Genomic DNA, 20715 nt, shown 5'->3' on the forward strand with positions numbered 1-20715 from the left:
CCTTCGGTGAATGAACGGCCAGGGAAGACTCTACCGCCACCCCGACATTTCCCGCCGGGGCTCCTTCCCGGGCCTCATTCGCGCAGCCGGCGGCGGGCCCGCTCCCGGGCGGCCTCCAGCGCCGAGTCCATTCCGGACTCTTCCCGGGGCCGCTCCGGCTCGGGCGAGGCGGAGGGGGGCGGTGCTCGCGGGGCCGCGTCCACCCTCGTCCGCTCCGGCCCCCCGGGAGGACTCGCCGTCGCCGCCACGGAAGGAGCCGCCCGAACGGGCCGGAGCCTCGGCGCCGACAGGAAGCGGCGCGCGGCCACCTCCGCCAGCAGCGCCACCAGCGCCAGTCCCACCAGCCACGGCGCGAGCGCCACCCGGCCCTCGGACTCGGGCGAGTGGGCGAAGAGGCCCGTCAATGACAGGCGCTCCTCCCCGCCACTCACGGACGCCAGCCCGCGCAGCACCTCCAGCCCTTGTTGGGAGCTGCCGGGCTCGAACTCGGGCGCGTAGGGCAGCGTCACCGGGGGCGCACGCAGCGCCCGCGTGCCCAGCTTCACCACCGGGTGCCACGTGCCGCTGCCCGGCAGCGTGTACTCGGCCACCACCCGGTCCTCGTCCTCCCAGCGCATGGGCAGCTCCACCGGAGCGCCCCGTCCGTCCCCCGGCAACAACATCAGCGTGGGCAGGGCTCCCGGCAACGGCGCGTCCGGCGCGAAGTCCAGCGTCACCCGCAGCCGGTCCCCCCGCCGCTCCGAGCGCGCCACCGCCTCGTCCATCCCCCCCGCGCCCCCCATCGTCCAGCGCACCATGCCCTCGAGCGCCGCGCGCAGGCCGCTCCAGGTGCGCAGCTCGCCCGTGTACTCGCCATCCACCTCCGCCAGGAAGGCCACCACCCGCCCCGCCCCTCGCGGCCACAGCGCCAGCACCGGCGCCGCGTTGTCGTCCAGGGTGCGCAGCGCCACGCTCGCGCGCGGCTTGAGGTAGGTGAGGTGGTAGCCCCCCACCTGGGGCAGCCCCAGCGCCGGCAGCCGCCCGAGCAGCGGCAGGTCCGGCGCGGCCTCGAGCGAGGCGGGCGTGTCCACGAAGGTGGCCCGCGCCACCGCGAGCGTCTCCTGGCTGAAGATGCGCGGCAGGCTCGTCGCGTCCTCCGCGAAGTAGACGCGGCCCCCACCCCGGGTGGCGATCTCCTTGAGCAGCGGCGCGTAGGGGTCCTTCTCCGTGCCCAGGCCGATGACGGACACCGTCACCTTCTGGCGCCGCAGCTCGTCCAGCGTCCTCAGGTAGTCATCCGGCGCCACCGAGTCCGCCGCGTCCGAGAAGAGCAGCACGTGACGGGTGGGCTGGCGGCTGCTCAGCACCTGCTCCCGCCCCACGCGCAGCGCCTCGCCCACGTAGATGCCCCCGCCGCCACTGAAGCCCCGCGCCACCTCGTCCAGCGGCAGCCCCTCCGACACCGGGCTCATCGGGAAGAGCTCGTGCGGCTCGGTGTCCACCATGTGCACGGACACCTCGTCCTTCTCGTTGAGCAGCGTGAGCGCACCCACCACGCCCTCGGCCGCCAGCTCCATCTTCGTGCGCCCGTCGGGCACCTGGACGCCCATGGAGCAGCTACAGTCCATCAGCACGCTCATGGCCACGGCCGAGCGGCGCTGCTCCTCGCGCATCTCCAGCGACACCGGCAGGAGCGGCTCCACCGGCGAGCGGCGGTAGCCCCCTTCCGCGAAGCTCGAGCGGCCTCCCGTCATCACCAGCCCACCCCCCGCCTGCTCCACGTAGGCGGCCAGGGCATGCAGCCCGGACTCGCCGAGCCGGTTCGCGTCCACGTTCTCCAGCACCAGCGCGCCCACACCCTCCAGCGCATCGAGCGAGAGGACGAAGGGCGCACGCACCTCCAGCGTCAGGCCCGCCGCGCGCAGCGCCTGGGCGAGCGTGCCCTGGGGCGCGTCCGTGAGCAGCATCACCCGGGGAGGCCCCTCCACCCGCAGCACCGCCAGGCCCACGTCGTTCTCCACCACCCCGTCCCCGGGTGCCTCCACCACCAGGCGGTAGGCCGCGAGGCCCGGTGCGTCCACCAGGTCGCGCAAGGGCAGCAGGTTCGAGCCGGCCTGGAAGTCGAAGGGCCCCCGGAGCAGCACGCGGCCATCACGCTCCAGGCGCACCGTGCCCGTGACGGGCGCCGTGGCCCGCACCACGCCCGTCATCTGGAAGGGCTCGTGCGCCGTCACCGACGCCGGGGCCTCCAGCGCCACGACGGCCAGGTCGAGCGGTGCGTCCTCGCGCGCCACCTGACGGAAGTCCACGGCGAGCCCCCGGGCCGCCAGCCGCCGCGCCGCGCCCCGCGCGTCCTCCCCCGTGGCCCGCCCGTCGGACACCACCAGCACCCGGCCCGTGCGCCCGGGAGGAATCAACGCCCCCGCCGCGTCCAGCGCCGCCGCCACGTCCGACGCCTCCGCGTCCACCGGCCGGGTGAAGCCGCCAAAGCGGCCCGTCTCCGACAGCGGCTGCTCCACCCGCGCCTCGCGCCCGAAGGAGATGACGCCCACCCGATCCCCCACCCCCCGCTGCGTCTCCAGCAGGCCCACCCACTCCGAGGCCAGACGCCCCGCGTCCGCCGGCATGGAGCGCGAGCGGTCCACCACCACCACCACGTCGCTGCCCGCGTGGCGCAGCACCCACTCGGGGCCGGAGAGCGCCCCCAGCACGAGCACCAGCAGCGCCCAGCGCAGCACCATGGGCGGCCCCGGACGCCGGCCCCGCTTCCACAGGAAGAGGCCCAGCGGCACGAGGAGCAGCCACACCTGGGGCAGGGAGAAGCTCATGCCGCCTCCACGCGCCGCGTGAGGAAGAAGTCCGCCAGCAACGCCGCCAGCAGCACCCACAGCGGCCAGCGCTCACGGCCCTCGGAGGCCGCCCGCCCCGCATCATTATTATGCGCCTCGGCAGCGGGCCGATCGCCCGCGCCGCGCCCCCGCAGGTCCGACTCGCGGGCATCCAGCGGCAGCACCTCCACCGCGTCCACCGGCTCGCCCTCGCGCACGAGCGTGTAGCGGCCCGGAGACTCCGGAGCGGGCAGGCTCAAGGCCCCCGCGCCAATCAGGAGACGCTCCGACTCGGGGCCCCTCAGCGTGTAGCGCGCCCCCGCCCGCGTCACCACCGCGAGCGGCTCGCCGAGCGGAAACTGCCGCCGGGTGAAGCCCTCGCGCGCACGCCGCGCCTCGCGCACCACGTTGCCCAGCAACACCGGCCAGGCGGAGGTGCGCTGCACGTTGGAGCGCGACAGGTCCACGTTGAGGTGCACCCGGCCCTCCTCCTCCGAGACGAGCACCACCTCGCCCGCCGTCATCAGGGGACGGCCCGGAGGCGCCTGTGCTCCCGCCGCCCAGCGCACGCCGCCCAGTTGCACGTCGTCCAGCAAGGGGTGGCCCTTCTCCGCGAAGAAGGGGCCCACGAAGGTGCGCACCGCGCCGAGCGCGCCCACCGTCACCCCCGCCTCCGAGCCCCTCGGCCCCACGACGAGCGCCCCCTCTCCCGGGCCCACCTCCACCCCGGGCACCACGGAGAAGAAGCGCTCCAGCGCCGAGCGCACCGGGGCCTCCAACCCCTCGGCCCACGCCACGCGCAGCGGACGCTCCGCCGCGGGCGGCAGCCGCACCACCCCGTCCTCGGGCAGCGCGTCCGGCGGCAGGGACACCTCCACGTCTCCGGCGCCCTCGAAGGTGAAGCGCAACGTGGCCGCGCCCTCCTCGGGCAGCCGCACCCGCTCGCGCCGCTCCGTGCCCTCCACCGCCCCCGGCCCGGGCCTCGCCACCACGCGCACCTCCGTCTCCTCGGGGAGCGTGCCCCAGCGCGCCACCCGCAGCGTCACCGTGGCCGTGGCACCCTCGTCCCGGCGCCACGCGGACACCAGTCCCACGTTGTCCCGGGGCGCCCCCAGGGCCGTCCACCGCACCGCGTCCGGCACGGCCACCCCCGGGCCGGGCGGCGCATCCGTGAGGAAGTGCACGCGCTGGCCCGGGCCCGCCAGCTCCTCGGCCCAGCGCAGCGTGGGCGCCACGTCATGGTCCGCGCCGAGCGCCCGGAAGGACTCCAGCGCGGCCAGCGCCCGCGAGGGCTCCGCCTCCGGCCCCGCGAGCACCCGAGGGACACCGCCACTCACCAGCACCGTCACCCGCGTGGCCCGCGCCTCCTCCACCCGCCGGGCCGCCTCCGCGCGCACCCGCTCCACCCCGGACACCCCATCGGGGCCCCGCGCGGAGAGGGACAGGCTCCCATCCACCACCAGCACCAGGTGCCGCGCCTGCTCGCGCTCGCCCCACCGCGCGTCCGCGAGGAACAAGGCCGCGGCCACCACCGCCAGCACCTCCAGCAGCAGCGAGGCCTCGCGGGTGAAGCGCTCCAGGCGCGGGCCGGCCTCGGCGCGGGGACGGGGCGTGCGCCAGAGGAAGAGGGCGCTCACCACCACGGGCTTCTGCTTGCGCCGCAGGAAGTACGCCGCCACCAGCGGCGCGAGCGCGCCCAGGGCCAGCAGTCCCCAGGGAAAGCCGAGGCTCATGCGCCCCCCGCGGGGGGGAAGAGGGGCCGCAGCGCGCCAGCCACCAGCACGCCCAGGGACTGAGGGGCGGGCAGCACCAGGTGCGAGGCCTGGGCCCGCCGCGCCGCGGCTCCGAGCAGCTTCTGGTGCTCGGCGAAGCGCCGCGCGTAGGCGGCCAGCACACTCCCGGTGAGCAGTTCCTCCAGCGCCTCGCCGCTCTCCGCGTCCACCAGCCGCGCGCCCTCGCCTCCCGAGGGCTCCAGGTCCTCCGCGTCCAGCACCTGCACCAGGAAGAGGGCCGCGGCCCCCCGCGCCAGCCGCGACACGAGCTCCGCCAGGGGCGCCTCGAAGAGGAAGTCACTCACCACCACGCGCAGCCCACAGGGGCGCAACGGCGGCAGCCGGCCCAGGGCCGTGGCCAGGTCCTCCCGCGCGTCGAAGGAGGCCGAGCGCAGCACGCCCCGGCACACCGCGCCCTGGACCCGCTCGGGCCGGGAGCCGCCCACCAGCAGCGTCGGCGCGAGCCCCTGCCGCGCGCCCACCTCCGTGGCCAGCAGCGCCACCTCGCGCGCGCACCCGGCCTTGCGCGGCGACACCGCCATGCTGCGCGAGCCGTCCAGCAGCACCTCCAGCCGGGGCGACACCTCCTCCTGGCGCACGCGCAGGATGAGCTCGCCGGTGCGCGCCACCGCGTTCCAATCCATCTGCCGCAGGTCGTCCCCCGGCTGATAGGCGCGGAAGTCCTGCACGTCCAACGAGGAGCCCGCCGACGCGGCGCGCACCTCGCCCACCCGGCCGCGGTGGGGCGTGCGGGGCAGCGCCAGGGCGAGCCCCGGAGCCAGCCGCGCCACCTCCGCCTCGTCGAAGTCCACCAGAGCGCTCATGCCGCGTGGACCTGCCGCTCCCGGGCGGCGAGCGAGCGATCCGCGAGGAAGACGGAGAGCGCGGCGAGCAGCGCCACGCACCCGAGCAGGGACCAGGCCAGCACCGGCTCATCCAGCGGAGAATCCCCCTCGGCGAAGAGCGTCACTCCGAGGAAGGGGTTGAGCAGCGAGAGGAACGTGCCATCCGCCTCGCGCCAGAAGACGTAGGACACCAGGGAGGGCAGGAGGAGGCCGAGCCCGCCGAGCACGAAGAACAGCAGCCGCACCGGCGCGGGGGAGGAGAACACCGGCGAGCGCGGCAGGCGCGCCACCCATAGCGGCAGGGAGAGATAGAGGAGCGCGTACAGGGGCAGGGAGATCACCCCGGGCAGCTCCACGGCGGAGCGGGTGTGCGTGGAGAGGACGAGGAGCACACCGCACGCCGCCGACCAGAAGAGCAGCAGCAGCACGGCGAGCCGGAAGCCGCGCAAGGCGCCCGGGCGCAGGAGCGACCAGGGCCGTGTGGCGGCGCGCAGGGAGCGGGCCTGTCCATCCACGTCGGTGGCCAGCAGGAGGCCGCAGAGCGTCAGGTACACACACCCGAGGATGCTCATGACCCAGGCCCATGTCAGGGAGCGGGAGTCCCACCACCCGCCCAGGACGACGAGCGCGGAGAGCACGGTCTGCACGACGAGTGCCCGCCGGGGTCCCCACGAGTAGTTCTCCGTGATCAGGGACAGCCGCGCGGCGGCGGTCTCGAACAGGAGCCAGGCGCAGGTGAGCATCATCCACAACGAGCCCAGGGCCAAGGCGAGCGCCTCGTCACTGGCGAGCAGGGAGCGGAAGCCCTGCTCGCACAGGGCGAAGGCCATGGCCTGCCCGTAGATCAATCCCAGCCCCAACGCCCCCAGCAGCGCCAGATGCGCGAGGCCGCGGCCCATACGCCCCTCGGCGAGGGTGGCCGTGCAGACCGCCACCACGGTGAGGAAGAGGAACCAGCAGGCGCCCAGGAGCAGCACCAGCAGGAGCGTCGGCAGGTCGATGCCGTTGAGGTAGTAGCTGAAGAGGAGGAAGGGCCCCACGGCCGAGGCATACAGCCCGCCCTGCACCAGACAGGAGGCCACCTTGCCCCGGAGGATGCGCCGGGGCCCCAGCCCGGTGAGCAGCAGCAGCACCCACGTCTCGTCCTCGCGCTCGCGCGCCAGGGAGCGGTAGGCGCCGTAGGGCAGGAGGAAGAAGTGCACCATGCCCAGGCAGAGGAAGAAGGCGAGGAAGAAGGTGCGCCCCTGGGGCCTCAGGCCCTCCTCGATCGTGGCGACATAGGCCGCCAGGGAGATGATGAAGCAGGCCAGCAACATCAGCCCGAAGCTCAACCAGAAGACGCGCGAGCGCAGCCCCTGGCGCACCTCCTTCACCACGAGCGGGTTGAGCCGCTCGGCCCACCGGGCGAGCCATCGTGCGAGGGGCGCCTCCACCGAAGCCGTCGCGCTCACGTCCCCGCCCCCTTGGTGACTTCCATGAAACTCCTCCGGTGCCCCGAGGGCGCCCCTCAGTATAGAAAGGAAGACACCTTCCCAGGCACACTGACACCATGTCCGCCACCCCATCATACGTCTGGTTCTCCTTCTCGCTGGCCCTGGCGCCCGGGCTCACGCGTGAACGGGTCCAGGGGGCCCTGCTTCCGGAGCTGCCCGAGGGAGAAGTGGCGGCGGCGCTCGACGTGGACCTGCTCTATGACGTGCCGGCACCGGACTGGGGAGGCCACGTGCCGAGGCTGGTGGATGCACCTGGCCGGCGGGTGATGGGGCGCGTGCGCGTCATGCCCCTGGAGAGCTGGCCCCAGGTGGCGAAGCTGGAGGAGACCCTGTCCCTGGCCACCGGCGAGCGCCCGGTCCGGGTGCGCACGGCCACGGGCGCCATGCTCTCGGCGCGGGCCTTCACACCGCCTCCGCCCGTGCCCTCGCCGGGACTGGTGAGCGAATCGTTCCTGGAGGCGCTCGCCCGGGCCGCCGAGCACGCGAAACTGCCCACGGACTACGTTTCACGCCTCCAGGTCGAGGCCCGGCTCATCCAGGCCGTGCAGCGCGGCCACGCCAGACGGCCACGCTGAGCCGCGCCGCCGTGGGCTCGTGGACTCGTGTCCACCTTGCACACAAGCTGTTTCGAGTCTGACAACCTGCCCGGCTTCGCGTCTCCTCCGCGAGCCCTGGTGAATCATCCGGGCTAGCCTGCGGGCCATGGCCATGCGTCTTCCCGCTCGCCTCGCCCATGTCCTGCTCCCCGTCCTGCTCGCCTGCGCGTGCGCTCCCGGGTCCGAGCCTGGCACCTCTCCCGATGCCGGAGGAGACACCGCGAGCGTGCGGGTGCGGCTCGAGGCGGGCTTCGAGGGGACGCTGCAACCGCGCGGCAACAGGCTCCGCATCCACGTGACGGACACCGCCGGGACACCGGTGGAGGCCACGCGGGTCTCCGTCAGCTTGTGGATGCTCGCACACGGCCATGGTGCGCCCGCGCCCGCCGTCACCCGCGAGGCGCGCGGAGACTATCTGGCCACTGTTGACTTCACCATGCCGGGCACGTGGACCGTCACCATCCAGGTGGACACGGAGGGGCGCAGCGACACCCTCGAGTTATCCGTGGATGCCCCGTGAGCGTGTGACGTTTTGTCGCGGAGCCACGCCCGAGCCGCTGACGTAGGGTGACTCTCCTTCCATATATGCCAAGGAGAAGCCATGACGCCGAATGACACCTCCTCCACCCCGAACGCCAGCCCTGGACGGCCATCCCGGAAGCTCCTGCTGGCCGCCGTGGCCGGCCTCATGGGACTCGGCTCCGCTGGCTGCGGCCAGCCCGACGAGCCGCCTCCTTCCCAGGGCGAACCCGATCCGGAGCCGCAGGGGGCCCACGTCGTGAGCCGGAGTACCGTCGAGGGAGGGCTGACCTTCGAGCGCTTCTCCGCTGACTGCGAGCAGCGAGGCGGCTTCGTGCAGACGCATGCCGTGTGTTCTGGCAACAACTCCTGCAAAGGCGTCTCCTACAACCGCTTCGACTACTCGCTCATCGAGCACACCTGCAAGGCAATCAACTCCTGCGGTGGCATGAGCTGCGTCGAGCTCCCCGCGGACTCGGGCAAGACGGGCGAGGAGGTCTACAAGAACTCGTGCGGCCCCGTGTGCCACAGTCATACCAACACGACGGCCTTCGTGTACTACGTGGCACCGGGCACAAATTCAGACACCGCCCGGCAGCAATTCCTCAGCCGTTCCCGGCTCTACCAGCAGTCCATCGTGGCCTTTGGAATCCACGGGGTGAACGCCGACGGGGTCCTGTCCGCCAACATGCCCGCGTTCCACGCGAAGTACTCGCGCAAGGAAATCGAGCGCGTCATCGACTACGTGCGCCAGTTGGAGCTCGAGGTCGAGGCCTATGAGGTCATGGGGCCCGCCGCCCCGGTCCCATGAGCCGTCCGGTCCCCACGCTGAGGGCGGATGCCCTGGGGCTCGGGCTGCGCCTGCCCCACCTGGAAGCACTCAAGCAGGCGTGGCCGGAGTCCGTGGCCTACGTGGAAATCATCAGCGAGAACTACCTGGGGGTGGCGGCGCCCCCCCGGAGGCACCTCGCGTGGGTGCGCGAGCGCGTGCCCGTGGTGCTCCATGGCGTGGGCCTGAACCTGCTGGGCCATGAGCCGCTGGACGAGGCCTACCTCGACGACGTGTGCCGGTTGGCGGACGCGCTGGACGCGCCCTTCGTGAGCGACCACCTGTGCTGGGTGCGCGCCGGAGGACTGTCGCACCATGATCTGCTTCCAACGCCCTTCCGGGCGGATCTGATCGGCTTCGCCGCCGAGCGGGCCGCATGGGTGCAGCGCCGGCTGGGCAGGCCCTTCGGGTTGGAGAACCTCTCCTCGTACGTTTCCTTTCCCGAGTCGGACCTGACCGAGTGGGATTTCTACGCCTCCGTCGTCCGGGAGGCGGGGTGCTACTTCATGCTCGACCTGAACAACCTCTACGTTTCGGGGAGGAATCACGGCTTCGACCCCCGCGGCTACCTGGACGCCATCGACTTCGGCCGGGTCCTCCAGGTGCACCTCGCGGGGCACGAGCCCGAGCCGGATGGAACGCTCGTGGACACCCACGGCCAGCCCGTGGACGGGGCGGTGTGGGAGCTCTACGCCCAGGCGTGGCGCCGGGGAGGGCCCTTCCCGACGCTGCTGGAGTGGGACACGAACGTGCCGCCCCTGGCTCGCGCGGTAGAGGAGCTGGAGCGCGCCGCCGGGGTTCGCGCGTGAGCCCCTCTCGTGCGCCCCCGGACTGGCTCGCCGGTTTCCAGGAGCGGTTCGGTGCCACACTGCGCACGCCACTGGATGCCTCGTCGGGCACGCTGCGCCCGGTGGAGCAGGGCACGGGGCGGGGGCTCTACAACCGGCAATACTGGTTCCGGCTCTTCGAGGTACTCCAGGGCGAGTACCCGCTCACGGCCCGACTCCTCGGGCTGTTCCCCTTCAACCTGCTCGTCCAGCGCTTCGCGCGCGAGCATCCCCCCCGGGAGTGGGAGCTGCGGCTGGCGGGCCGGGGCTTTGGAAGCTGGCTCCGGACACAGGAGTCCTCGCTGCCTGCGGGGCTGCCCGCCGCGGCCCTCGCCGAGGCGGCGGACATCGACACGGCCTGGAGCGAGGTGTGGATGGCGCCGGAGGTGCCCGCCTGGGCGCCCTCTCCAGAAGAGCTCGCGACGCTCGAGGAGCGGTTCCTGCGGGCCTCCCCCGCGTGCCGCCTGCTGGAGGAGAGCTGGCCCCTGGTGGCGCTCCGGCGGGCGCTGGGGCCGGACGCGGACGCGCGGCGCCAGCCCCTGCCGCCCCCCCTCCCCACGCGCCAGCACTGGATGTTGCTGCGCCACGGGGAGGCCCTGGTCCAGGTGCCGCTGTCCCCGGTGAGGGCGCGCCTGCTGGGGGCCCTGCGCACGAAGACGTTCGGCGCCGCGCTCGCGGAAGTGGAGGCGTCCCTGCCTCCCTCGGAGCACGAGGCGCTCGTGGCGCACATCGGCACCTGGCTCGCCGAGGGCCTGCGGTGGGGCTTCTGGGTGGGGACGGCCGACCGGTAGGGAGGAGCAGGCGAGGGCCGCGTGCGACACCGTGCCGCATTCCGTGGACACAGCCGCGCTTGCTACGACAAGAGGCCATCGCTTCCAGGGGGGAGAGCATGGGCTCCGAGCGCATCGGCGTCATCGGTTCTGGCAACACCGCGAGGGCTCTCGCGGCCTATTTGTCGCACCAGGGACATTCCGTCTGCGTCTACACACGCCACCCGGAGAAGCTCGAAACCATCCGCCGCCGGGGCCACATCGAGGCCACGGGCCTGCTCGAGGGGATGTTTCCCATCGAGGAGGTGACGAACGAGCCGGAGCGCCTGGCGCGCCAATGCGGGACGCTCTTCGTGGCCAGCATCACCACGGCCTACCTGGACGTGGCGGCGGCCCTGGCGCCCCACCTGCGCGAGCACCATTCCCTCGTGCTCTTCTCCAGCAAGCTGTGCGGCAGCCTGGAGATGACGCGCGCGCTTCACGGGCATGGCGTCCAGGGGGTGCCCGTCATCGAGACGGATGCGCTCTTCGCCTGCCGGGCACGCGAGGACCATGGCATCTGGATCGCCGGCCTCAAGGGCTGGACGTTCCTGGCCTGTCCCCAGCGCTCGGGCACGTTGAGCCACGGCCCGCTGGTGCGCCGCTTCTTTCCGGGCCTCGAGGACGCGAGCAACCTGGTGCAGCGGGGGCTCACCGACTTCGGCGCGCTCGCGCACGCCATCGTGTCGCTCGTCAACCTGGGAAGCATCGACCGGGGAGAGCGCCTGCGCTTCTACGTGGAGGGCTTGTCCGAGCGCACCATCGTCCTGCTGGAGCGGATGGAGGAGGAGTTCCACGCGGTGGCCCGGGCCTACGGGACGAGCCTGCTGCCCATGAAGGAGCTGCTCAACCGCTACTATGGCTGCGAGACGGGGAGCTTGCTGGAGGCCATGCGGACCGTGCCCAGCTATCGGGAACTCTATGCCCCCACCTGCCTGGAGCACCGCTTCCTCACCGAGGACATCGCCACCAGCCTGGTGCCACTGCAGGGGCTGGCGCGCAAGGCGGGGGTGGCGGTGCCCATGGTGGACGCCGTCATCACCTTCACCTCGGTGCTCAGTGGCCAGGATCTCCGCGCCAAGGGGCGCACCTTGGAGCGGCTGGGGTGGGGCGGCCTCAGCCATGAAGCCATCGTGCGGTGGATGGAGCAGTGAGTGGACAGCCCGAACGGACCCCAGGAGAAGACAACATGACGAACTCCCCTCCCTCGCTGGATTGGAGGAGCTGGCTGAGGCGCTGGGACGCGCAGCAGACGGGCTACCTGCCGCGCCGTGAGCAGCGCTTCGAGGTGATGCTGGACGTGCTCTCGGAGCTGCTGCCGGAGGAGTTCGTGCTGGTGGACCTGGCGTGTGGGCCGGGCTCCATCAGCCAACGCGTGCTGGAGCGCTTTCCGAAGGCCCGGTGCATCGCGGTGGACCTGGACCCGGTGTTGCTGACGCTGGGGAGGGGAGCGCTCGGCGATGGAGGGGGGCGGCTGCGCTGGGTGGCGGCGGACCTGATGACCGTGGACCTGGTGGCGCGGTTGGAGGTTGCGTCGGTGGATGCGGTGCTGAGCACCACGGCGCTGCACTGGCTGCCGGCCGAGCGGCTCGTGGCGCTCTACCACCAACTGGGACGGCTGGTGCGTCCAGGGGGCGTGTTCCTCAACGGCGACAACATTCCGTTCTCGCGCCGGCCCAGCCCCTTCCAGCGGCTGGCGGAGCAGGCGCGCCGGAGGGACGAGGCGAAGGCTTTCGGCGAGCGGGGAGTGGAGGATTGGGAGGTCTGGTGGAAGGCGCTGGCGGCGGAGCCGGGGATGGGCCCGCTCATCGAGGAGCGCCAGCGCCTCTTCGCCGGCATTCGCCGAGACTGGAGCGAGCCGTTGCTGGAGGTGCACGAGGCGGCGCTTCGTGACGCGGGCTTCCAAGACGTGGGCGTACTCTGGCAGCACCTGGACGACCGCATCATCCTGGCGGTGCGCTAGTTCCGCGTGTACTCCCGGCGAACTGGACACGCGCCCCAAAGGCGCCGACTGGCTAGACTTCTTACATGAAGGTGCTTGCTCGAATCGGACTGCTCGTGGGGCTCTCGTGGGGTATCGGGGGCTGCCTGCTGTCCGACGACGTATGCACCCCCGCGGACACCACCTATTCCTGCTGCGTCAAGCAGCACCTGGGCGATGCCTCCCAGTGCAACGCGCTCGAAGCCGAGGTGAGAGTCCTCACGCCGACGGTTCACCCTAGTACGCCACGCACGCATGGGCCGGCCGTGGCGGTGGGCACAGTGGTCGCGGCGGCGACGCTCTCGTCCGATGGGGAGATCTTCTCCGGGAAACTGCGCGCGGCCGTGGAAAAGCTCCTGCGCGAGTGCGCCGTCCAAGCACACGAGGCGGTGAATCGCAGACGCCTTGGCGCAGACCCGACCTGGGAGCAATGTGAAGAGATCGTGGAACGCAAAGCAGGAGGCAGAGCCCTCACACTGGCCATGAAACTGGGTGCTGAGAAGCATGCTGAGGCCATCGAATGTGCCAGGAGTCGCCTGAACCACCTGTTGCCAGGGCGCTTCAGCCTGGAACAACGATACCGTCACGATAAGGCAACAGGCCAACTCGAGTTGGTGAGCCCGGAGCAACACCAGAAATCAATGAAGCGCAATCAAGGCAAGGACATGAAAGGAACGCTCGTTCCCGACGTCGCCATCCACGCCAAAGGCAACCCATTAAAGACTCAATTTGCCTACGACTTCAAGTTCCCGTGCCTCGAAACCACTCTGCCCACTTGGACCCCCTACCCTCAAGACAGCCCCTACTACGGTGAGAACCAGGGGCAGGTTTATGAGAGAGTATTTGGAGCTGCCTTGCGCGTCACTCCATGGGAGATCATCTAATGAACGGCCGCTATCCCCACTTCAAAGGACATACGCCAGCCGGACTCCATATCTTGCGCGATGGGCTCGTCATGAACTTCTTCATCCAGCGCTCCCACCGGGAGATTGGAGACTCCGTCGCCCGCGCATTGGAAACCTATCGCCGCTCCGTGGGGGTTGAAAAGCTGGGCTTCTACACGGGTGAGGAAGGATACATCCAAACTCTCGACCCATGGGCTTCAAAATACATCCAGCAGCAACTGCTCGATTGGGACGGCTGCGTCATCCAGCTCTGGGAGCACCATGACCAGTGGAGTGGATACCGGTTCGACTACCGGGGCCGGATGCTCGGCACGGACACCTACATACGCTCGCCCGATGCGGTCAGTTGTGCTTCGTTCTGGCTGCCCACCGAGTACCTGGAAGAGCAGGGCCCGGCACGAGTGAAGGAACTGGCGATGGCCCTGGCGCGAGAACTTCCACTCACCTCGGGTTATGCCAATCTCGCATTCAATGGCATGATGGACACCTTTCGGGTCGGTCCGCTGATTCATGACTTGTGCTTCCGCTACCCGGGACTCGATATCGTTGACGACAACGTGACCTATGACCTGGGCACGCGCCCCAAAGGGGCCTACTGGCTGAACTTCTACGGGCAGCCCCTCCTGGACAAGCTGGGCGGAGTGGCGGGACTGCGCGAGCAGCTGACCCTGCCCGGAATCTCCGTCGAGGAAATGCAACCCGACAAGGTCCTGGTGCAGCTCGGCGAGTGGCCGGAGGCGGACGGCGAGCTGCGGCCCTACCGCCAACTGGCGCGCGTGCTCGAACCCCACCTCTACCAGGAGGCCCGCCCTGTCCTCCCCGCGGAGGTCATGCGCCGCTGGGAGCGGCGCTTCTTCGACCAGATTCTGGATGTCCGCTAAAACATGAATGTGCTTGCTCGAATCGGACTGCTCGTGGGGCTCTCGTGGGGCATCGGGGGCTGCCTGCTGTCCGACGACGTGTGCACCCCCGTGGACACCACCTATTCCTGTTGCGTCAAGCAGCACCTGGGCGATGCCTCCCAGTGCAACACACTCGAGGCGGAGGTGAGAGTCCTCACGCCGACGGTTCACCCCAGTACGCCACGCACGCATGGGCCGGCCGTGGCGGTGGGCACAGTGGTCGCGGCGGCGACGCTCTCGTCCGATGGGGAGATCTTCTCCGGGAAACTGCGCGCGGCCGTGGAGAAGCTCCTGCGCGAGTGCGCCGTCCAAGCACACGAGGCGGTGAATCGCAGACGCATTGGCGGAGACCCGACTCGGAAGCAATGTGAAGAAATCCTGAAATGGGACCCGAATGGGAAGCCCGTCACGCGGGCGATGCAGTTGGGCGAGGAGAAGCACGCCGAAGCCGCTCTCTGTGCTCAAGCGCGACTGCACGCATTGATACCGGGTCGATTCAGTCTGGAACAAAGATACCGGGTCAATCCCACCACGGGTCAGCTCGAGTGGATAACCCCCGAGCAGTACCAGGAACTCCTGAGGACAAATCAAAGCCGATTCTTGAAAGGAACCGTGAAGCCCGATGTCGTCCTCCATTCAGGAACTCCGACCAAGGTCCAGATGATCTACGACTTCAAATTTCCCTGCCTTCGCGAGACCCTTCCGAAATGGACCATTTATGAAGAGGGACATCCCTACGCATTCAGGAACCAGGGAGAAGTGTACAAAGAAATCTTCAAGGTAAAGGTTCGCCGCATCACCCCTTGGGAGATGTTCCAATGACAGGGGAGCGCTACCCTCGAATCCGACGCCATCTGAGCAACGGATTCTTGATCATCCGTGATGGCCTTGTCGTGACCTTCTTCATCCAGAGACACCATCGGGAGATTTCGACGAATATTCAGAGGGCCTTGGACATCTATCAGCGAACCGTGGGGGAAGAAAAACTGCGGTGGTACACCAATGCGGAGGGCGAGGCCCAACCGCTCGATGCGGGCGGCTGGTCATTCATCCAGGAGAAGCTGCGCAGCGAGAATGGATGGCCCGTGGATCTCTGGGAGTCTGAAACCCAAGTGGGAGACTACCGCTTCGAGTACCGAGGCCGGGCACTCGGCACGGCCAGCTATCAATGGTCTCCCCAAGCGGTGTCCGCGGTGTCATTCTGGCTGCCCACGGAGTATCTGGATGAACAGGGCCCGGCTCGGGTTCGAGCCCTGGCATTGGAGCTAGCGCATGAATTGCCCTTCAACACCGGGTATGTCAGCCCCGCCTTCAACACACTGACAGATGAAATGGGAGTCGACCGGGTACTTCTCGAACTGAGTACTCGCTTCCCAGGTATGGATATCCTCAACATCGAAATGAGCATGCGTATTGGCACGCGTCCAAAAGGTGCCTACTGGCTGAACTTCTACGGGCAGCCCCTCCTGGACAAGCTGGGCGGCGTGGCGGGACTGCGCGAGCAGCTGACCCTGCCCGGAATTTCTGTCGAGCAATTGCAGCCAGACAAGGTCCTGGTGCAGCTCGGCGAGTGGCCCGAGGTGGACGGCGAGATGCGTCCCTACCGCCAACTGGCGCGCGTGCTCGAGCCCCACCTCTACCAGGAGACCATTCCCGTCCTCCCCGCCGAGGACATGCGCCGCTGGGAGCAGCGCTTCCTCGACTGAAGCTCACTTCCCGCGCGGAGCGTCCACGGGTTCCGGCAGCTGCGGGGCCCACGCGCACACCCCGGAGTCGCCGTGCATGGGGATGCAGATGTAGTCCGGGGCACACGGGTCTTCCTCTCCGAGGCTACAGATGTCGTGGCACGTCCCGAACAGACACGCGCTATACCCCGGACACGGCGAGGCAAAGGAGCCCTCGCCCGTACACGGCGCGACACACTCCATCCAGGCCTCTCCGGGCCGCACCGGACTCGTGTCCACCTTGCACGTCAGTCCTGGCTCACAGGGCTCGCGCTGGCAGTTCGGGCCATGCACCCGCGCGCATACCGACACGCCCGGCGTCGCCTCCCGCACGCACTGCTCTCCCTCCGGGCACTCCCGGCCCTCGCACGTGGGCAGACATACCGGACCGTTGGGATCGTCCTCGGCGCAGAAATACCCTTCCGGACACGAGTTGAAGGGCCAGAGTCCACACCGCCGCGCGCACCAGTCCGCGCACACGAGTCCCCGCTCACAGGCCCCTTCGTCGCGCCGGGGTAGACGCAGGCAAGACTCCCCCTCCTCGCGCACACCCACGAAGGTGCAGGACGCCATCGCCGTCTTCGTCCCATCCCCCACCGGGTTCCACCGGCACACCGATCCCAGAGCGCAATCCGCGTCCGTGAGGCAATCACTGCCATTACACGTCTGGCGGTCGTAGCGCCGGTCCGAGAAACAGGCCAGGGGCGGATCGCACTCCGCGCTGCTCGTGCAAGCCTCGAGGAACGAGGGCCGCGCCAGGCGCTCGTCGGGCGAAATCATCGGCAACCGCCGCCACGTCCCCGCCTGCTGGGGCGAGACGCTCATCCACAACAGCCCCACCAGGGGCAATGCCAGCAACACGCCCACCGCCACCGCGCCCCAGACCCGCCCGTTCATCCGCCCACCTCCCGCCTCACGCCACCCGGCCCCGCGTCACCCGCATGAAGGCATCCTCCAGGTTGCGCTCGCGGTGGCCGAACGCGCACACCGGCACGCCCGCCTCCACGAGCACCCTCAACAGCCGCGCCGCCGCCTCGTCTCCCCACGCCGCCGCCGCCCCCTCCTGCTCCAGGCGCACGCGCAGCGCCTGGCCCTCGCGGGAAATCGCCTTCACGTGGGGCTGCTCCCACAACAGCCGCTCGGCGCGCGCCCATGCCTCCTCCCCCTCCGCTCCCGGAAACAGCCGCACCAGCAACTCCACCACCGCCGTGCCCGCCGCCTGCGCGAGCACGTCCGCCACCTTGCCCGTGGCCAACAGCCGCCCCTGCTCGATGATGGCGCACGTGTCGCAGATCTCCGCCAGCTCGGTGAGGATGTGGCTGGAGATGAGCACCGCCTTGCCCTGATCCGCGAGCGCGCGCAGCAGCTCGCGCAGCTCGATGCGGGCGCGCGGATCCAGACCGTCCGCCGGCTCGTCGAGGATGAGCAGCTTGGGGTCATGCAGCAGCGTGCGCCCGAGCGCCACGCGCTGCTTCATCCCCTTGGACAGCGCGTGGGTGAGCTTGTCCGCCAGGGGCCCCAGGCCGGTGAACTCCATCACCGACGCCAGCCGCCGCGCGCGCGCCGGGCCCGTCAGGCCGTAGGCGCGCGCGAAGAAGTCGAGGAACTCGAACACGGTGACATCTTCATAGGTGCCGTAGCGGTCCGGCATGTAGCCGATGAGCGGCCGCACCTTGTCCGGCGCGTCCACCAGCGAGTGGCCGTCCAGGAGCACCTCGCCCGCAGTGGGCGTGTCCAGGGTGGCGAGGATGCGCATCGTGGTGCTCTTGCCCGCGCCGTTGGGCCCGATGAAGCCGAGGACGGTTCCCGCCTCCAGCTCGAACGACACGTCGTCCACCGCGCGCAGGGCGCCGAAGTCGCGCCGCAGTCCCTTCACCTCGAGCAGGCTCATCCCACCACCTGGTCTCGCGTCCGCGTCATGGTCCGTCCACCTGTCCCCGCACCAGGTGCACCCCCTCGTGCAAGCGCACCGGAATCGCCGCCGAGAAGGTCCTCCCCGGACCCTCCAGCCTCGCGAGGAAACCGCCCTCGGGCAGTGGCTCCCACATGCGCCCGAGCACCCGGTCGAGCCGCTGTTCCATCTCCTGGGTGGGACGCAGCGCCTCGGTGACGGTGTCCCGGGTGGTCTCGGGCAGCCGCGTGGCCAGGCCCTCCGCGCCCTCGGCGAGCGCCGGCAACTTCCACCACCCGCCCCCGGAGCGCACGTAGCCCTCCGCGAGCGGCGCGCCAAGCGCGTTGCGGATGCGCAGCTGCTCTCCCTCGAGCGACACGCCGAGCCGGGCGCGCGAGGGCGCCACGGCCACCTCGCCCCATTCCTGGTAGGTGCGCGCGGAGAGGAAGCCGCCCGTCACCACCATGCCCCGGGTCCAGTCGGCCTCGATGGGCCGCGATTCCCATTCCACGTCCGAGGACAGCAGCGCGCTCAGCACGGGCACCTGGAAGGGCTCCGGCTCCAGGTTGGCGTAGTACCCGCCGAAGCCGACCGTGGCGGCCCGGTCCCGCGCCCGGTCCAGCCAGGTGACGCTGCAGCGCGTGGCATGCAGGTCGAAGCCCTCCACGAACACGGACCAGCCCACGAAGGCCAGACACGTGACGAGCGCCACCGCGGGCACGGCGATGAGCAGCGCCACGGGCCCCTTGCGCCGGGCCAGCAGCAGCCCGCCGGGCCCCACCGCCAGCACGAAGAGGGTGATGAGGCCCAGGAAGCGGCCCACCGGCGCCTGGACGCCGGGCAACAGGGGAAACATCATGTTCAGGCCATGGTAGCCCCCCCATCTGCTCGGAGGCGAGGCGACACGCACGGGGCCCAGGGGAAGCGTCGCATCGGCATCCATCGCGGCCGCGTCGGCGAGGATTGCGGAGGCACAGCCCTCCGCCCCGGCACACAAGCGAACCTGGCCAAAGCCATAGGGTTGGACGACTCCCGTCGTGGACCGGGTGAGCAGCGGCAGACGCAGGTCCACGTCACGCGGCGGATGGAGCAGGGTCAACAGCCCCCCCGTGGCCGCGTAGGCCTCGAGCGCGCTCCACACATCCGCGGGCAGCGCGGTGACGTCCCCGGCCACCACGATGCGGGGATGGCCCACGTAGGCGGCAAGCTCGCGCGGCGCGTTCTCGGAAGACAGGAAGCGCACCGACAGCCGTCCCTCTTCCACGCGCGGCAGGTGCGTGCCCTCCTCGAAGGCCTTCTCCGTGCCCAGCACCAGCACGGGCTGTGCCCTGCCCTCCGTCGCGTAGAAGGAAAAGGCGCGCAACTTCAGGCCCGGGCTCTCCACCCGCACGATGCCGTTCCGGGCGATCACGGGGACGATCATCCACGCCGACAGCCGCTGGCGCGGGCCGACCTCCACCTGCCGCCTGGAGACCTCGACGCGGCGTACCTCCGAGGTCGTGGCCGTGACGCCGATGTCCACGACGCGCGGCGTGGAGCCCGTGTTGTGGAGTTCCACCTCCAGGGGGTAGTAACCCCGGGGCGGCCGCAGCAAGGCGGTGGCCACCGACACGCGCAGCCCTCCGTCGGACGCGCTCTCCGGGGCGCCCGAGATCTCCACGTAGCCGGGCAGGCGGGTGTCCTCTTCGGCCGGGAGCGCTTCCTCGGCCGGGAGCGCTTCCTCGGCCGGGACCGCTGCCTCCTCCTCCTCCGCCCGGACAACACCCGCGCACAACCCCAGGGCGAGCAGCAGCCCTCTCCAGGCCTCACGCACGGGGCACCTCGGGGGTGGACTGGAGCAGGGAGCGCACCACCTCCCAGGGGCCCACCTTCTCCAGGGAGGCCTCGTAGGCGAGCACCAGCCGGTGGTTGAGGACGGCGGGGGCGCAGGCCGTCACCTCGTCGAAGCCCACGTTGGGCTTGCCCCGCATCAGCGCGAGCGCGCGGCCGGCGGCGGCCAGGGCGAGGGCGGCGCGGGGGCTGGCGCCGAAGCGGACGAAGCGGCGGACGGACTCGGGTGCTCCGGGGGCGCGCGGATCGCTCGATTCCACCAGGCGGCCGATGAAGTCCGCCACCGGCACGGGCAGGTGCACCCGGTCCACCGCGGCGAAGAGCGAGGCGAGCCCTTCCGCATCCGTCACGGGCGGCAGCGCGGGCGGAGCGCCACGCACGCGCGTGGTGAGCAGCGTGGTGAGCGTCTTCGCGCCCACGGGCGGCACCTGGACGCGGAAGAGGAAGCGGTCGAGCTGTGCCTCGGGCAGGGGGTAGGTGCCCTCCAGCTCGATGGGGTTCTGCGTGGCGAGCACGAAGAAGGGATCCGGCAGCGGGCGCGTCTGGCCGAGCACCGTCACGCCCCGCTCCTGCATGGCCTCCAGCAGCGCGGCCTGCGTCTTGGGGCTGGAGCGGTTGATTTCGTCCGCGAGCACCACGTGGGCGAAGAGGGGCCCCTCGCGGAAGGTGAAGTCGCGGCGGCCCTCGCCCTCCAGCACGTAGGTGCCGGTGATGTCGCCGGGCAACAGATCCGGGGTGAACTGGATGCGCCGGAAGGGCAGCCCGAGCAGCCGCGCGAGCGCCTTGCACAGCTCCGTCTTGCCGAGGCCCGGCAGACCCTCGAGCAGCACGTGGCCGCGCGCGAGCACCGCCGCCACCACCTGCTCCACCACCTGTGTCTGATCGAGCAGGACCTGGTTCAACGCCTTCTGGAGCAGGGCCACCCGCTCCGCCGCGCCCTGCACCTCGGCGGGGCTCAACAATTCCGACACGGCCGACTCCTTCT

19 protein-coding genes are annotated in these 20715 nt (G+C 70.6%); 11 read left to right on the top strand and 8 right to left on the bottom strand.

The window, feature by feature from the left end:
* Nucleotides 1-74: 74 nt before the first annotated feature.
* The 4 genes from F0U63_RS43665 to F0U63_RS43680 are packed head-to-tail and all read right to left on the bottom strand — an operon-like array spanning nt 75 to nt 6875.
* The gene (locus tag F0U63_RS43665; RefSeq protein WP_395840358.1) at nt 75-2807 is read right to left on the bottom strand and encodes a VWA domain-containing protein; all 2733 of its coding nucleotides are present in this window, start codon (nt 2805-2807) and stop codon (nt 75-77) included.
* Nucleotides 2804-4540, bottom strand: coding sequence for a VWA domain-containing protein (locus tag F0U63_RS43670; protein ID WP_395840360.1), 1737 nt, complete (start codon nt 4538-4540; stop codon nt 2804-2806). Before F0U63_RS43670 ends, F0U63_RS43665 begins: the two co-directional genes overlap by 4 nt.
* A complete protein-coding gene (locus F0U63_RS43675) occupies nt 4537-5403 on the bottom strand; it encodes a DUF58 domain-containing protein (protein ID WP_395840363.1) in 867 nt (288 codons plus the stop codon). Before F0U63_RS43675 ends, F0U63_RS43670 begins: the two co-directional genes overlap by 4 nt.
* Complete coding sequence (locus tag F0U63_RS43680; RefSeq protein WP_395840365.1) at nt 5400-6875, bottom strand: ABC transporter permease; 1476 nt, start codon at nt 6873-6875, stop codon at nt 5400-5402. The genes F0U63_RS43675 and F0U63_RS43680 overlap by 4 nt, the downstream gene beginning before the upstream one ends.
* A 98-nt stretch (nt 6876-6973) precedes the next feature.
* On the opposite strand from F0U63_RS43680, the gene F0U63_RS43685 reads away from it, so the two are divergent.
* The 11 genes from F0U63_RS43685 (at nt 6974) to F0U63_RS43735 (ending at nt 15991) form a co-directional block, all read left to right on the top strand.
* Nucleotides 6974-7492: a gamma-glutamylcyclotransferase gene (locus F0U63_RS43685; protein WP_395840367.1), complete on the top strand. Its 519-nt coding sequence runs from the start codon at nt 6974-6976 to the stop codon at nt 7490-7492.
* Nucleotides 7493-7625: 133 nt separating this feature from the next.
* On the top strand, nt 7626-8033 hold the full coding sequence (locus tag F0U63_RS43690; protein WP_395840370.1) for a FixH family protein: 408 nt from the start codon (nt 7626-7628) through the stop codon (nt 8031-8033).
* Between the two features lie 81 nt (nt 8034-8114).
* A complete protein-coding gene (locus F0U63_RS43695; protein ID WP_395840372.1) occupies nt 8115-8843 on the top strand; it encodes a c-type cytochrome in 729 nt (242 codons plus the stop codon).
* On the top strand, nt 8840-9670 hold the full coding sequence (locus F0U63_RS43700) for a DUF692 family multinuclear iron-containing protein (RefSeq protein WP_395840374.1): 831 nt from the start codon (nt 8840-8842) through the stop codon (nt 9668-9670). Before F0U63_RS43695 ends, F0U63_RS43700 begins: the two co-directional genes overlap by 4 nt.
* Entirely contained in the window at nt 9667-10479 is an 813-nt protein-coding gene (locus tag F0U63_RS43705) for a putative DNA-binding domain-containing protein (RefSeq protein WP_395840376.1), read from the top strand. Before F0U63_RS43700 ends, F0U63_RS43705 begins: the two co-directional genes overlap by 4 nt.
* Before the next feature lie 98 nt (nt 10480-10577).
* On the top strand, nt 10578-11651 hold the full coding sequence (locus F0U63_RS43710; protein ID WP_395840379.1) for an NAD/NADP octopine/nopaline dehydrogenase family protein: 1074 nt from the start codon (nt 10578-10580) through the stop codon (nt 11649-11651).
* Between the two features lie 35 nt (nt 11652-11686).
* A complete protein-coding gene (locus F0U63_RS43715; RefSeq protein WP_395840381.1) occupies nt 11687-12460 on the top strand; it encodes a class I SAM-dependent methyltransferase in 774 nt (257 codons plus the stop codon).
* 65 nt (nt 12461-12525) lie between these two features.
* Nucleotides 12526-13362 (top strand): hypothetical protein, encoded by an 837-nt coding sequence (locus F0U63_RS43720; RefSeq protein ID WP_395840383.1) that lies wholly within the window; start codon nt 12526-12528, stop codon nt 13360-13362.
* Entirely contained in the window at nt 13362-14264 is a 903-nt protein-coding gene (locus tag F0U63_RS43725) for a type VI immunity family protein (RefSeq protein WP_395840385.1), read from the top strand. The genes F0U63_RS43720 and F0U63_RS43725 overlap by 1 nt, the downstream gene beginning before the upstream one ends.
* 3 nt (nt 14265-14267) lie before the next feature.
* The gene (locus tag F0U63_RS43730) at nt 14268-15107 is read left to right on the top strand and encodes a hypothetical protein (RefSeq protein WP_395840387.1); all 840 of its coding nucleotides are present in this window, start codon (nt 14268-14270) and stop codon (nt 15105-15107) included.
* Between the two features lie 71 nt (nt 15108-15178).
* On the top strand, nt 15179-15991 hold the full coding sequence (locus tag F0U63_RS43735) for a type VI immunity family protein (protein ID WP_395840389.1): 813 nt from the start codon (nt 15179-15181) through the stop codon (nt 15989-15991).
* A 3-nt stretch (nt 15992-15994) separates the two neighbouring features.
* Here the strand turns inward: F0U63_RS43735 and F0U63_RS43740 are convergent, their stop codons facing one another.
* The 4 genes from F0U63_RS43740 to F0U63_RS43755 are packed head-to-tail and all read right to left on the bottom strand — an operon-like array spanning nt 15995 to nt 20701.
* Nucleotides 15995-16906: a hypothetical protein gene (locus F0U63_RS43740; RefSeq protein WP_395840392.1), complete on the bottom strand. Its 912-nt coding sequence runs from the start codon at nt 16904-16906 to the stop codon at nt 15995-15997.
* A 16-nt stretch (nt 16907-16922) separates the two neighbouring features.
* Complete coding sequence (locus F0U63_RS43745; RefSeq protein WP_395840395.1) at nt 16923-17900, bottom strand: ABC transporter ATP-binding protein; 978 nt, start codon at nt 17898-17900, stop codon at nt 16923-16925.
* A gap of 25 nt (nt 17901-17925) precedes the next feature.
* On the bottom strand, nt 17926-19713 hold the full coding sequence (locus tag F0U63_RS43750) for a hypothetical protein (RefSeq protein ID WP_395840397.1): 1788 nt from the start codon (nt 19711-19713) through the stop codon (nt 17926-17928).
* Nucleotides 19706-20701, bottom strand: a complete 996-nt coding sequence (locus F0U63_RS43755; protein WP_395840400.1) for an AAA family ATPase — start codon at nt 20699-20701, stop codon at nt 19706-19708. The genes F0U63_RS43750 and F0U63_RS43755 overlap by 8 nt, the downstream gene beginning before the upstream one ends.
* Between the last annotated feature and the right edge of the window lie 14 nt (nt 20702-20715).

It is taken from the genome of Cystobacter fuscus (genome assembly GCF_044360685.1).
Lineage (GTDB): Bacteria > Myxococcota > Myxococcia > Myxococcales > Myxococcaceae > Cystobacter > Cystobacter fuscus_C.

Coding starts and splice junctions, on each gene's coding strand:
- F0U63_RS43670 (WP_395840360.1), bottom strand. CDS start 4,540: ATGAGCCTCGGCTTTCCCTGGGGACTGCTGGCCCTGGGCGCGCTCGCG.
- F0U63_RS43675 (WP_395840363.1), bottom strand. CDS start 5,403: ATGAGCGCTCTGGTGGACTTCGACGAGGCGGAGGTGGCGCGGCTGGCT.
- F0U63_RS43700 (WP_395840374.1), top strand. CDS start 8,840: ATGAGCCGTCCGGTCCCCACGCTGAGGGCGGATGCCCTGGGGCTCGGG.
- F0U63_RS43725 (WP_395840385.1), top strand. CDS start 13,362: ATGAACGGCCGCTATCCCCACTTCAAAGGACATACGCCAGCCGGACTC.
- F0U63_RS43730 (WP_395840387.1), top strand. CDS start 14,268: ATGAATGTGCTTGCTCGAATCGGACTGCTCGTGGGGCTCTCGTGGGGC.
- F0U63_RS43695 (WP_395840372.1), top strand. CDS start 8,115: ATGACGCCGAATGACACCTCCTCCACCCCGAACGCCAGCCCTGGACGG.
- F0U63_RS43710 (WP_395840379.1), top strand. CDS start 10,578: ATGGGCTCCGAGCGCATCGGCGTCATCGGTTCTGGCAACACCGCGAGG.
- F0U63_RS43745 (WP_395840395.1), bottom strand. CDS start 17,900: ATGAGCCTGCTCGAGGTGAAGGGACTGCGGCGCGACTTCGGCGCCCTG.
- F0U63_RS43740 (WP_395840392.1), bottom strand. CDS start 16,906: ATGAACGGGCGGGTCTGGGGCGCGGTGGCGGTGGGCGTGTTGCTGGCA.
- F0U63_RS43685 (WP_395840367.1), top strand. CDS start 6,974: ATGTCCGCCACCCCATCATACGTCTGGTTCTCCTTCTCGCTGGCCCTG.
- F0U63_RS43665 (WP_395840358.1), bottom strand. CDS start 2,807: ATGAGCTTCTCCCTGCCCCAGGTGTGGCTGCTCCTCGTGCCGCTGGGC.
- F0U63_RS43690 (WP_395840370.1), top strand. CDS start 7,626: ATGCGTCTTCCCGCTCGCCTCGCCCATGTCCTGCTCCCCGTCCTGCTC.
- F0U63_RS43720 (WP_395840383.1), top strand. CDS start 12,526: ATGAAGGTGCTTGCTCGAATCGGACTGCTCGTGGGGCTCTCGTGGGGT.
- F0U63_RS43715 (WP_395840381.1), top strand. CDS start 11,687: ATGACGAACTCCCCTCCCTCGCTGGATTGGAGGAGCTGGCTGAGGCGC.